Source organism: Pontibacter ruber (assembly GCF_023630205.1).
Classification (GTDB): Bacteria; Bacteroidota; Bacteroidia; order Cytophagales; family Hymenobacteraceae; genus Pontibacter; species Pontibacter ruber.
In genome coordinates, this window is record NZ_JALPRR010000002.1 from 848,332 (window position 1) to 860,832 (window position 12,501).

Genomic DNA, 12,501 nt, shown 5'->3' on the forward strand with positions numbered 1-12,501 from the left:
AATGAAAATAAACTTTATTTCTACAGAGGATTTAAAAAGCATAAGCGGTGGTTGGAATGGTACTAACAGCAAAATATTTGAGCAGCTATCAAAAGTTTTTAATTTAAATTATATCGGCCCTGTTAATCCCAAAAGTATAGCATCTGAAAAGCTGTTTTCCAAAATTAAAAGAATACTAGGCCTTAGAGGGAATTTTCACTTTCTATCCGATAAGAGGTTATTCCATATCAAAGATATTGTATCTGAACAGCTAGATCCTTTAGCTGATTATAATTTCTTTTTCGGACAGATGGTCTGGACTAAGTGTTATTTCAATAAGCCCTACGGAGTTTATTTGGATGCATGTTTTCCTACTTATCTAAGTATTTATTCTTCTCCAGAATCCTTTGACATAAAAGATGTTGAAAGGATTAAAACTTTGGAAAAAGAATTTCTTCTTAATGCTACTAATTTATTCTTTGGTTCATATTGGGCCTTACATGAGGCTGAAAAACATTATAGTTGTAAATTTCACAATGCAGAGATAGTTTGGGTTGGTGGTAACATTCCTATTCCACAAGTTGATGCATATGAAGGTGGAAAAGATTTCCTCTTTATTTCTCTAAACTTTGAAAAAAAAGGTGGATATATATGTGTTGAAGCCTTTCAAAAAATTAAATCTGCTTATCCTGAGTCTACTTTGACAATAATAGGACAGAAACCTCCGGCTTCGGTATTAGGTATTAATGGTATAGTTTATGCAGGTTTACTTAAGAAAACTAACTTAAAAGATTTCGAAAAATTTAAAGAGTTGCTTGGAAAAGCTTTTTTCCTCATTCACCCTACTATTATGGACACCATGGGGGCTGTACTAATTGAATCAGGTTATTATGGTTGTCCTTCAATAGTACCCAAAAGTTTTGGAATACCCGAATTCGTTTTAGATCAAGTTACTGGTATAGTTGTAGATACACCATTTAATGCGGAGGATTTCAGTCAGCCATTGTTGGATATAATTAAAGACAAAAAGAGATATTTTTCATTAAGATCTGAAGCGAGAAAGTATACGACTTCAAAACTGACATGGGAGGTAATTGGTCAAAAGATTACAGATAGTGTAAAGGCAACAAATCTTGTCAAGTAAAAAAGATAAACTAATTATTTATTAATGAGAGTTCTCTATATAGGACAAAACTCTGAAGGAACTACCTCTAGGATGAGAGCTGAAAAAATTCGGAATCTTATTGGTAATCAGGCAACCTTTGAAATCATTGATACACATATTCCCTATTTCAAATCATCAAATTTAGAAAGAAGTATTGGTTTTAGATATAAATTAGGACCATTGATTGGTAAAATCAACAAATATATATTAAACCATGTTAGCCGCTACGAATATGATTTAATTTGGGTAGATAAAGGTATATTTATAACAAAAACTACGACTTCTATTTTAAGAAGCTTGACACGAAAGTTAGTACATTTCACTCCCGATCCAGCTTTTGTTTTCCATTACTCAACACACTTTAAAAATTCTTGCCATTTATATGACTATTTAGTCACAACGAAATTATATGAGATAAAGGAATATAAGCGTAACTGCAGAGGTGAAATAATTTACTGCACACAAGGTTATGACAAATATTTACATTATCCTCGCCATAAGTTTGAAGAAAAGGAAGGTGTAGTTTTCGTTGGGCACTTTGAAAGAGAAAGAGGAGATCTTATAAAGTTTCTATTGGAAGAAGGTTTAAAAGTAAAGCTAGCTGGTATAAAATGGGAAAATTTTGCTAAGGCAAATAGAAAAAATGACAATCTTACTTACATAGGTAAAGGTATTTATGGTGAAGAATATGCAAATGTTATATCATCAGCGCTCTTTGCATTAGGGTCAGTTTCAAAATGGGTTCCTGAACTTCACACTACCCGCACCTTTGAGATTCCTGCTTGTGGTACCGCTCTTCTGACTGAAGAGAATTTTGAGATAAGCTCTTTTTATAAATCAGATGAGGTGATATATTATTCAAATCATTTGGAGTTAATCGATAAGATTAACTATTATATGAAACATAAGGATGAACTCAAAGAATTAACCACCAAAGGCACTCAAAAAGTTGAAGTTGGTGGGTTTGAATATGAAGAAATAATTAAAAGAATTTTAAATAAAATTTTGTAATTGAAAAAGATAGCTATTATACATTTTCAACCTCTTGAATATTATCCGCCTATCATTAATACGATTAATTTCTTAGACAAAAAAAATGATGATAAATTACGAATTACTGTTTATTCATCATTAAATGTCAAAGGGAGGAGAAAATTTATTTCAGAGAATATTTCTATTAAAAGAACTTCTTTCCCTAAAGAATCAGATAGCTCCTTTTTAAGTTTTATTAAACAATTGTGGTTTAATTTCTACACTATTTCTTGTTTATTATTTTCTAGACCTGATACAATCTTATATTATGAGTCTTACTCTGCTTTCCCAGCTTTTATTTACTTAAAATACATTAATCCTCAGGCTAAGCTTATTATTCATTTTCATGAATACTTTACTAAAGACTGGTATATCCATGGAATGAAGCTCGTAAAGTTTTACCATAAGTTAGAAGTAAAGTATTTATTTAAAAAGTCAAACGTTATTTCTCATACAAACGAAGATAGAGTTCTTCTTTTCCTACACGACTACCCCTTTATTGAGAAGAACAAAATGAAAATACTTCCTAACTATCCTCCTTCAGAATGGTCAAGACCCGTAGATCTAAATAAGGGCAGAATAATTAAACCTGTAAGGGTTGTTTATATTGGTTCTCTATCGTTGGCTACTACTTATATTAAGGAATTTTGCAATTGGGTTTTAGCCCATAAAGGCGAATTAACTTTTGATATTTACTGTTATAATCTTGACAAAGAAACAGAAGGTTATTTAACTTCCTGCCAAAATGAAATTATAAGGTTCTACCCGAACGGAGTTGATTACAAAGAAATACCTTCTTTATTAAGAGGGTATGATGCAGGAGTTATACTATATAAAGGACTTTCATATAACTTCATTTATAATGCTCCGAATAAATTATTCGAATACTTAGCATGTGGATTAGACGTTTGGTTTTCAGATAAAATGATTGGTATTCTACCATATATTAAAGAAGATACCTTTCCTAAAGTTATCAAAGTCGATTTTGAAAATCTTTTCGATTTCCAAGTAGATAAAGCTATATCAAAGGAAGGATTACATCCTTTTGTGCACAATTATTTTTCCGAAAACGTTAATAGTATTTTACTGCACGAACTGATATAAATTCAAATGCTATTGAACCAATCATATAAAATAAACTATTTCGGATTACCTTATTGGAGTATTCCAATTCTTTCATTCATATTATTTGCTATTCTTTTAGCTGTATATACTGATCTTCAATATTACAATGTTTTTGCTACCGGCTTAAGTATAGCTATTCTGTTATCTCTATTGGGTGAGTTAAATAATGATATTGCCATTCGAGGGATTATTTCTTTCATTTATTCTTTACAGTTATTGTTAGGTCCAGCATTAAGTTATACTTATCTAGACACTATAGACTATTATCATCTACCTATTCCAGAGGAAAACTATTTCACTTACGCTATACCTGGTATTATTGCATTAGTATTAGGGCTCTATTTACCGGTATATAAAGGAAGAAAAGATACTCCTCAATTGCTGTCTTCACTTGAAATCTATCTTAAGCATAAAGAGAATGCAGCTCTTATCTTGATTGTTATAGGTTTCATTACTTCTTTTTTAAGATCGCTTGCCCCGGGCGGACTTGCATTCTTCTTCTTCTTGCTTAGCAACTTGAAATTTATAGGGGTATTCTATTTGTTCTATTCTGATTCCAAAAAGAAGTTAATACTTTCCTTTATTGTATTTGGAATGCTAGCATTAGATGCTATTGCCGGCGCTATGTTTCATGATTTAATTTTGTGGATAACTTTCGCAATACTCCTTATAACTGTTAAAAAGAAGTATAGTTTTTTTATAAAATCAATAGTTACAGTATTAGGGTTATTTTTACTCTTTCTAGTGCAATCTGTAAAAGGTGAGTATAGAAATGCATTATGGTATGGAGAAGTTCCAATTGAAAATAAAACGAATTACTTTCAAAGCTTAATCGAGAAAAGATTAGAGGATCCTGATTTGCTTTTCTCTGAACTAAGCATTAATGGTTTTATCTACCGTATCAACCAAGGTTGGATTGTAGGCCACATTCTTTACTATACTCCAGAAGTAGAACCTTATGCAGAAGGAGAAACAATTTTTAAAGGTATATCTGCTAGTTTATTGCCTAGATTTTTAAATCCCGAAAAATATGTAGCTGGAGGAACAGAATATTTTGAACGGTTTTCTGGTCTTACTCTGACGGAAGGTACTAGTATGAATATAAGTCCGCTTGGAGAATTTTATGCAAACTTTGGTAAGTACGGTGGAATTCTTTTTATGTTTTTATTTGGGTTGCTTTTTAATTTTGGAATTGTTGCTATATATTATTTTGCAAAAACGTACCCTTCACTTATCCTATGGATACCTTTAATCTTTTTACAGGTAGTAAAGGCTGAAACAGATTTTACTACTGTTTTTAACCACTTGGTAAAAGCTGCTTTTATTACGTGGCTGCTCTACTGGTCTTTTCAAAAGTTTTTCGGTATTCGGTTATAAGTAAAACTCGTGCAAATCACTTACTTCTTTAGAAAATCCCGACCGGGTGCTTTTAGTATTGAGAATTTGTTTTTAAATGTGCAAAAACAGTTTCCTAAATCCGTTATAATCAACAATCATTATCTTTCAAAGCCAAGTGCAGGTATATTTAATCGCCTGCTACTTTGCTTTGAAGCATACAAGACTCAAAAAGGAATCAATCATATTACTGGCGATGTAAATTTTATCGCAGCATTTTTAAATAAAAACAACACAATCCTTACAATCCATGACATTGAATCACTTTTACGGCAAAATACTCTAGCTAACATTCTCCTTAAATATTTTTGGCTTCAGATGCCTGTTGCCAGAGTAAAGTGGATTACAGTTGTGTCCGAGACTACAAAGCAAAAGTTATTACATCATGTTTCGATTGATCCCGAAAAAGTGGTAGTAATTCCTAATGTCATTTCTCAGGAGTTTACTTACGTTCCTAATAACTTCAATAAAATAAAGCCCACAATCTTACAAGTGGGGACAAAATATAATAAAAACCTTGAACGAACTATAGAAGCATTAAATGCTATACCATGTACTTTGATGATTGTTGGCAAGTTGAGTGATGAACAAGTAAAGCGCCTGAAAAGAAACAATATAGAATATATCAACAAAATAGGTCTCACTGATGAACAACTAAGAGAGGCTTATGCTGAATCAGATATTGTTACCTTTGTGTCCTTATTTGAAGGCTTTGGTATGCCTATTCTAGAGGCTAATGCTACAGGTAGGCCTGTCGTAACGAGTAGTTGTAGCTCAATGCCAGAAGTAGCTGGGGATGCGGCTCTCTTAGTTAACCCTTTGGATGTATCGGAAATAAGAAGTGCTTTTCTATCGTTAATAGAAAATGATGTATTGAGAGAAAAGTTAGTTGTTCGAGGACTAGAGAACGTGAAGCGTTTCAGCAACAAAGCAGTGGCACAAATGTACCTGGATCTATATAAAAAGATGTGATGAGTAAAGGAAAATCCAGAGTACTTATTTTCATTGACTGGTTTTTACCAGGTTATAAAGCAGGCGGACCAATTCAATCTTGTGCTAATCTAATTGCTCACCTGAAGGATGAGTTTGATTTTTGGGTGATTACGCGCGACACAGATTACTGTGAAAAGAAGCCATATCCTGCAGTAAGATCGAACGAGTGGAATCAGCTCGAAGAAAATGTACAGGTTTATTACATATCAGAAGATAAGCTCTGCTACAGTGAATTAGCTAAGGCTGTGGCTGAAGCGAATCCGGATACTGCATTTATAAATGGTATCTACTCGTTTTACTTCTCAATTCTACCTCTGGTAATCTTAAGGAGTATGGGGCATGTTCATACCATTGTCTCTGCACGTGGTATGCTGGCGCCCAGCGCCGTAAATGTAAAGGGAAATAAAAAGAAGCTGTTTCTTAAGGTTGCGAAGTCCTTGGGTCTTTATCGTAACGTTCGGTTTCACGCGACCAATGATATTGAAAAGCAACATATACAAGATATATTTGGCAAAACACAGCCTGTAATTGTTGCTCCAAACTTACCAAAGCCCGCAAAAACAGGAAGTATAGTAAAACGAGATAAACTAAAAGGCGAACTGAAGCTGGTTAGTATAGCAAGAATTTCTCCGGAGAAGAACACCAAGTATGCATTAGAAGCTTTGGAGGACTGTAGATTCGATGGTAGCATACTTTTTGATATCTACGGACCTATCTATAATGAGGCTTATTGGGAAGAGTGTCAGGAGGTAATAAAGCGGCTTCCGGACAATATTTCTGTTAACTATAAAGGAAGTTTAGATAGCTCAAAAGTAGTAGAAACACTTTGTAGATATCATGCCATGTTCATGCCCACTCGCGGTGAAAATTTTGGACATATTATTTTGGAAAGTTTTTCATCAGGCTGTCCTGTATTGATCAGCGATCAGACGCCCTGGAAAGGGCTTTCGGCTTTAAAAGTTGGATATGATCTTCCGCTTTCGAATACGGAAGGCTTTGTTCAGACTATACAAACGTTATTGTTGAAAGAGCAGGATGTTTTTGATATGTGGTCTGAGCAGGCATTTAATTATGCGCAGCAATTTATTCACAACAAAGAAGCTGTTGAGCAAAATCATCAGATGTTCTCTAAATCTTCTAACCTGTGATCGTTGAAAATAACCGTAAAGTAGATCTCGCCTCTTTTAACAACGACTGGTATAACCCCGGTGCAGGTACTATAAAAAGGACTTTATGGTATTTCGTTAATGTCCTCCTCTTCCTGAATCCACTTATCCCTGTTGGTTCTATTAAAGTGTGGTTGTTGCGCCTTTTTGGGGCTAAGGTTGGACAGGGCGTTGTTATTAAACCATCTGTAAACATCAAATATCCCTGGCTGTTACATATTGGCAATCATGTATGGATAGGGGAGAACGTCTGGATTGATAATCTTACCCATGTCCGACTGGAAGATCATGTAACGGTGTCGCAGGGAGCTATGCTATTAACGGGTAGCCATAATTATAAAAGAACAACCTTTGATCTGCAGGTAGGGGAGATCTTACTTCAGGAAGGAAGTTGGGTAGGGGCAAAAGCTGTTGTATGTCCTGGCGTTACCTGTGGCTCGCATAGCGTGTTGGCTGCTGGCTCTGTTGCAACACTCAATTTAGAACCTTATACTATTTATCAAGGTAATCCGGCAGAGCCGAAGCGAAGACGTGAGATACTATAGCCCTTCTTCTTATATTTGCAGCTTCACTTACAAATAATAGCGTGAAAGTATCCATCATCACCATCGTCTATAATAACCGTGAAACTATAGCGGACGCTATCGAGTCTGTATTGGGACAGACGTATCCTGACATTGAATATATTGTAGTAGATGGCCTGTCCACTGACGGTACCGTAGATGTGATAAGGAGCTATGGTGACTGCATCACTAAATTTGTTTCTGAGAAAGACAAAGGGTTGTATGATGCAATCAACAAAGGCATTGGTATGGCCACTGGTGATGTGATTGGCTTATTACACTCGGATGATATTTTCAACAGCTCGGAGGCCCTAGCTGCAGTAGCAAAAGCTTTTCAAAAACATAATACGGATAGTGTTTATGCGGATTTGGTATATGTAGATCGGGAGCAACCGCAGAAAGTGATCCGCAACTGGAAATCTGGGAACTATGACCGGCAAAGTTTTTTGTATGGCTGGATGCCGCCGCATCCTACCTTTTATGTAAAACGCGAAATATATCAGAAGTTAGGTTTGTACAACACGTTGTTTAAGAGTGCAGCTGATTATGAACTGATGTTACGCTACCTCTACAAGCACGGTGTCAGTACGCATTATATCCCAGAAATTTTAGTAAGGATGAGAGTGGGGGGAAAGAGTAATGTAACGCTTATAAATCGAATCCGGGCAAACAACGAAGACTACAACGCTTGGATTATGAATGGTCTGAAACCAAAGTTCTACACCCGTTATCTAAAGCCTCTGAGAAAAATAACCCAATTTATATAATACCATCAAAACAAACAGCCCTACTACGCATTGTAATAGGGCTGTTTGTTTTATAAAAATTTATACTGATTTCTTATACCTTAATATTTCTATACCAGTCTATCGTTAGATCAAGCCCGTCTAACACTGAAAACTCAGGTTGGTAGCCGAAAGACTCTTTTGCTTTAGTAATATCAGCTAAACTGTGTTTTACATCGCCTTTTCGTTCCTCTCTGTATTGTGGCGTCAAGTCTTTACCTACAGTATTACTAATTCGTTCCCATAGTTGGTTCAGGGTTGTCCGATCACCAAATGCAATGTTCACGACTTCATGCTGAACTATATTTTCAGCTAGCAAAACTTTAATGTTTGCTTGAACAGCATTTTCTACAAAGGTAAAATCTCTGCTAGTTTCTCCGTCTCCATTTATAAAGGGTGCTTCTCCGTTCAGTGCTGATTGAATAAAGATAGGAATTACGGCTGCATACGGACCTTTAGGATTTTGGCGGGGACCGAATACATTGAAGTAGCGTAGCCCTATCGTATGGAAGTCGTATGCTTTAGAGAAAACTCCTGCGTATAGTTCGTTTACATACTTGGTCACTGCATAAGGGGATAGAGGATTGCCGATGTTGTCTTCAACTTTTGGCAGGGCAGGATGATCGCCATACGTGCTGGAGCTGGCTGCATATACCATTCGTTTAATTCCTGCATCACGAGCTGCTACCAGTATGTTCAGAAATCCACTGACATTTACTTCGTTGCTGGTAATAGGATCATTGATGGAACGTGGCACAGAACCAAGTGCTGCCTGGTGCGAGACATAATCTATACCTTCTAGTGCCTTTCTGCATGTTTCCAGATCGCGAATATCCCCTTCGAGTAACTCAAAGGCGGGGTTATTGCGAAAGCTCTCGATGTTTGCAGGAGAGCCGGTAGAGAAGTTATCAAGCACGCGAACTCTTTTGGCTCCATACTTTAGTAGATACTCTACGATATTGGAGCCTATAAAGCCAGCGCCTCCGGTAACCAGAAAGCTATTGTTACTTATATCTTTGGTATGATAAGCTAATTCATACATAAGCTGTTATGCTATAAAAGGTGAATAAAGAAAAAGGTCTGCTTCCGTAACAGAAGCAGACCTTCATATGCTTAAAGCCTTGCGTCAGCTAGATCTTTTGGCAGCAATCCTTTCACATCATAGATTACTGCATTTTCTTTACAAAGCTTCTTTAGATCCAAGCCTGTGAATTCCTGATGAGATACTGCAAGAATAACAGCGTCATACTGTTTATCATGCTCTAAAGTATTTACAGAGTCCCAGCCATATTCATGCGCCACCTCTGCAGGTACTGCCCAAGGATCATAGATCGTTATGTTAGTTTGATACTCATTAAGTGTTTGTAGAATATCTACGACCTTTGTATTGCGCACATCCGGGCAATTCTCTTTGAACGTAATTCCTAAAACCAGTATGCTTGAGTCTTTAACCGGAATATCCTTCTTCACCATTAGTTTCACAACTTCATGAGCTACATATTCTCCCATGCCGTCATTTAATCGGCGACCGGCCAGTATAATTTCCGGATGATACCCTACTTCCTGTGCTTTTTGGGCCAGGTAATAAGGATCTACTCCAATGCAGTGTCCGCCAACAAGACCTGGTTTGAATTTAAGGAAGTTCCATTTTGTACCGGCAGCTTCCAGTACTTCATCTGTATCAATTCCGAGTCGATTAAAAATCTTGGCCAGCTCATTCACAAACGCAATGTTGATGTCACGCTGTGCGTTTTCGATAACCTTAGCGGCCTCGGCTACTTTGATAGAAGGAGCTTTGTGGGTTCCTGCAATGATGACAGATCTGTATAACTGATCTACCTTTTCGGCAGCCTCAGGAGTTGAGCCGGATGTTATTTTCAGAATTTTAGCAACGGTATGCTCTTTATCGCCTGGGTTGATTCTTTCTGGGGAATAGCCTGCAAAAAAGTCTTCGTTAAATTTCAAGCCTGATGTTTTCTCCAGGACAGGAACACATTCATCTTCGGTTACGCCCGGGTAAACAGTAGATTCATAAATAACGATATCTCCTTTTTTTAACACACGGCCAACCGTTTCACTTGCTTTGTAGAGCGGGGTGAGGTCAGGACGATTATACTTATCTACCGGAGTAGGTACAGTAATGATGTAGAAATTGCAGGATCGGATTTCATTCAGGCTATTTGTACAATACAGGCCTTTGCTGGAAGTGCAGGTATCTGTTAATACTTCTTTTAATTTATTCTCTTCAACTTCAAGCGTGCGGTCTAAGCCCTTGTTTAACTCGGCTACCCGTGTTGAATTGATGTCGAAGCCAAAGGTTTTGTATTGTTTAGCAAATTCAACAGCTAGCGGAAGCCCGACATATCCAAGTCCAATAACTGCGATTTTAATATTTTCTAATCCTGTTGCGTCTGAAAACATAGGTAAAAGAGTTAGTCGTAGTTAGTACGTAAATATTTTCTTTTTGTCAATCAATATAACTAATCAAATAAACTTATTGATATAATAACTAAAAAGAAAAGGTTAATTAGAAAGACAAAGTAAAATGAATCGCAAAGGTCGAAAAAAGCAGAGAAAAACATTCATCTAATCTGCAGAAAGATTTAGGTTGCGACAACAATAGAAACAGAGTTCAGCTACACCTTATCGTTATACTTGTAAGAAGAAAACCTGCACAAGTAAACTAGCCTGCTATATATTCTATACTTCTGAGCAGCATTATCCTTAAAGCAAAAAAGCCCGAAGATTTCTCTTCAGGCTTTTTATGCGGTCCGGACGGGACTCGAACCCGCGACCTCCGCCGTGACAGGGCGGCATTCTAACCAACTGAACTACCGGACCAATACTTTTCAGAACCTTCTGTTCTGTTTGCTTTACCGCAATTTCTTGCGGTCTGGACGGGACTCGAACCCGCGACCTCCGCCGTGACAGGGCGGCATTCTAACCAACTGAACTACCAGACCTTTTGTCTTCTCTAGCGCCGTTTGCTAAAGTGATACAAAAGTAGAGGGTAAATTTTAATTGTGCAAGCCCTCTCCCTCTTTTTGAAGGTATATTTTTGAACTAAAAACGTAAGGTGCTCAGAACCAAATATATTATTTTTGTAATGCATGATAAATTTTTCAGAAACATACTAGCATTTAAGTAATCTGCTAAATTTGTAGCTGTAATAGCGATTTAGGATATGCTTTTGGATTTTGAACAGCCTATAGCCGCCCTGGAAGGTAAACTGCAGGAGATGAAAAAACTGGCCGAAGAGAGCCAGGTTGACGTTTCTGAAGCAGTAAAGGCACTGGAAGAGAAAATAAAGACCCTCAAGAAGGAAACGTACGCCAACTTAACCCGTTGGCAGCGCGTGCAGCTTTCGCGTCATCCGGACAGACCTTATACTTTAGATTATATTGAAGGTATAACGGATAAGTTTGTAGAACTGCACGGCGACCGTACGGTGGGCGATGACAAAGCCATGGTTGGTGGCTTTGGTGAAGTTGACGGACGCAGCATCATGTTCATCGGTCAGCAGAAAGGCAGAAATACCAAGCAACGCCAGTTGCGTAATTTTGGCATGGCCAACCCGGAAGGTTACCGTAAGGCACTGCGCCTGATGAAAATGGCAGAGAAGTTCGGCAGGCCCATTGTTACTTTTATCGACACGCCGGGCGCTTTTCCTGGATTGGAAGCAGAAGAACGCGGGCAGGGAGAAGCAATCGCCCGAAACCTCAAAGAGATGTTCATGCTGAAAGTGCCTGTTATCTGCATTATCATAGGGGAGGGTGCCTCTGGTGGTGCACTGGGCATAGCAATCGGCGACCGCGTAATGATGCTCGAGAATACCTGGTATTCGGTTATCTCTCCGGAATCCTGCTCTTCTATACTTTGGCGCAGCTGGAACTACAAGGAGCAGGCAGCCGAGGCACTAAAACTGACAGCAACTGATATGTTGCAGCACAAGTTGATCGATGGTATCATCAAGGAGCCTCTTGGCGGTGCACACACGGAGCCTGAAAAAATGATGCGCGTGCTCAAAAAAGAAATCAATAAGCTTCTGGATGAACTGGAAGAGATTGAGCCAGAAGAACGCATCATGCAGCGCATTGAAAAATTCTCGGCCATGGGCGTGGTGCAGGAAAACTAACAGAGTTTAAGATTTAAAGAATTTAGGAGTTAAAGAGTATTAGTTCTCTAAACATAACTGAGTTTTTATGAAAGAGGTGGCTGCCATTTAGGCTTTGCCACCTCTTTTTGTTTTTATATCTTTAGGTGAAGTATAGATGCTTATAAATGCGTTTAAGAGAAAG

At 37.5% G+C, this 12,501-nt stretch carries 11 protein-coding genes and 2 tRNA genes; 9 read left to right on the plus strand and 4 right to left on the minus strand.

Annotation, left to right across the window (positions count from 1 at the left end):
* The first annotated feature begins 1 nt into the window (after nucleotide 1).
* Genes MJ611_RS10455 through MJ611_RS10490 form a run of 8 tightly spaced genes read left to right on the plus strand, consistent with a single transcriptional unit; the run spans nucleotide 2 to nucleotide 8,185 of the window.
* On the plus strand, nucleotides 2-1,123 hold the full coding sequence (locus tag MJ611_RS10455) for a glycosyltransferase (protein WP_250429717.1): 1,122 nt from the start codon (nucleotides 2-4) through the stop codon (nucleotides 1,121-1,123).
* A 24-nt stretch (nucleotides 1,124-1,147) separates the two neighbouring features.
* Nucleotides 1,148-2,155, plus strand: a complete 1,008-nt coding sequence (locus tag MJ611_RS10460; protein WP_250429718.1) for a CgeB family protein — start codon at nucleotides 1,148-1,150, stop codon at nucleotides 2,153-2,155.
* On the plus strand, nucleotides 2,156-3,280 hold the full coding sequence (locus tag MJ611_RS10465) for a glycosyltransferase family protein (protein WP_250429719.1): 1,125 nt from the start codon (nucleotides 2,156-2,158) through the stop codon (nucleotides 3,278-3,280). It abuts the gene before it with no gap.
* 12 nt (nucleotides 3,281-3,292) lie between these two features.
* Complete coding sequence (locus MJ611_RS10470; RefSeq protein ID WP_250429720.1) at nucleotides 3,293-4,678, plus strand: hypothetical protein; 1,386 nt, start codon at nucleotides 3,293-3,295, stop codon at nucleotides 4,676-4,678.
* A 9-nt stretch (nucleotides 4,679-4,687) separates the two neighbouring features.
* Complete coding sequence (locus MJ611_RS10475; RefSeq protein ID WP_250429721.1) at nucleotides 4,688-5,668, plus strand: glycosyltransferase family 4 protein; 981 nt, start codon at nucleotides 4,688-4,690, stop codon at nucleotides 5,666-5,668.
* Nucleotides 5,668-6,837 (plus strand): glycosyltransferase family 4 protein, encoded by a 1,170-nt coding sequence (locus MJ611_RS10480; RefSeq protein WP_250429722.1) that lies wholly within the window; start codon nucleotides 5,668-5,670, stop codon nucleotides 6,835-6,837. The genes MJ611_RS10475 and MJ611_RS10480 overlap by 1 nt, the downstream gene beginning before the upstream one ends.
* Nucleotides 6,834-7,400, plus strand: coding sequence for a WcaF family extracellular polysaccharide biosynthesis acetyltransferase (locus MJ611_RS10485; protein ID WP_250429723.1), 567 nt, complete (start codon nucleotides 6,834-6,836; stop codon nucleotides 7,398-7,400). Before MJ611_RS10480 ends, MJ611_RS10485 begins: the two co-directional genes overlap by 4 nt.
* A gap of 41 nt (nucleotides 7,401-7,441) precedes the next feature.
* A complete protein-coding gene (locus tag MJ611_RS10490; protein WP_250429724.1) occupies nucleotides 7,442-8,185 on the plus strand; it encodes a glycosyltransferase family 2 protein in 744 nt (247 codons plus the stop codon).
* A gap of 73 nt (nucleotides 8,186-8,258) precedes the next feature.
* Here the strand turns inward: MJ611_RS10490 and MJ611_RS10495 are convergent, their stop codons facing one another.
* The 4 genes from MJ611_RS10495 to MJ611_RS10510 all read right to left on the minus strand — a co-directional run bounded on the left by MJ611_RS10495 (nucleotide 8,259) and on the right by MJ611_RS10510 (nucleotide 11,166).
* Complete coding sequence (locus MJ611_RS10495) at nucleotides 8,259-9,245, minus strand: SDR family oxidoreductase (RefSeq protein ID WP_250429725.1); 987 nt, start codon at nucleotides 9,243-9,245, stop codon at nucleotides 8,259-8,261.
* A 71-nt stretch (nucleotides 9,246-9,316) separates the two neighbouring features.
* Nucleotides 9,317-10,624, minus strand: a complete 1,308-nt coding sequence (locus MJ611_RS10500; protein WP_250429726.1) for a nucleotide sugar dehydrogenase — start codon at nucleotides 10,622-10,624, stop codon at nucleotides 9,317-9,319.
* Nucleotides 10,625-10,970: 346 nt separating this feature from the next.
* Nucleotides 10,971-11,044 (minus strand) — tRNA-Asp (locus tag MJ611_RS10505).
* A 48-nt stretch (nucleotides 11,045-11,092) separates the two neighbouring features.
* Nucleotides 11,093-11,166 (minus strand) — tRNA-Asp (locus MJ611_RS10510).
* 221 nt (nucleotides 11,167-11,387) lie between these two features.
* Between MJ611_RS10510 and MJ611_RS10515 the strand changes: the two genes are divergently transcribed.
* Nucleotides 11,388-12,338 (plus strand): acetyl-CoA carboxylase carboxyltransferase subunit alpha, encoded by a 951-nt coding sequence (locus MJ611_RS10515; protein ID WP_250429727.1) that lies wholly within the window; start codon nucleotides 11,388-11,390, stop codon nucleotides 12,336-12,338.
* The last annotated feature ends 163 nt before the right edge of the window (nucleotides 12,339-12,501 follow it).

What these genes read in the sequence shown, in the direction of transcription:
- MJ611_RS10500 (WP_250429726.1), bottom strand. Translation starts at nt 10,624, where the DNA reads ATGTTTTCAGACGCAACAGGATTAGAAAATATTAAAATCGCAGTTATT.
- MJ611_RS10480 (WP_250429722.1), top strand. Translation starts at nt 5,668, where the DNA reads ATGAGTAAAGGAAAATCCAGAGTACTTATTTTCATTGACTGGTTTTTA.
- MJ611_RS10460 (WP_250429718.1), top strand. Translation starts at nt 1,148, where the DNA reads ATGAGAGTTCTCTATATAGGACAAAACTCTGAAGGAACTACCTCTAGG.
- MJ611_RS10455 (WP_250429717.1), top strand. Translation starts at nt 2, where the DNA reads ATGAAAATAAACTTTATTTCTACAGAGGATTTAAAAAGCATAAGCGGT.
- MJ611_RS10495 (WP_250429725.1), bottom strand. Translation starts at nt 9,245, where the DNA reads ATGTATGAATTAGCTTATCATACCAAAGATATAAGTAACAATAGCTTT.
- MJ611_RS10515 (WP_250429727.1), top strand. Translation starts at nt 11,388, where the DNA reads ATGCTTTTGGATTTTGAACAGCCTATAGCCGCCCTGGAAGGTAAACTG.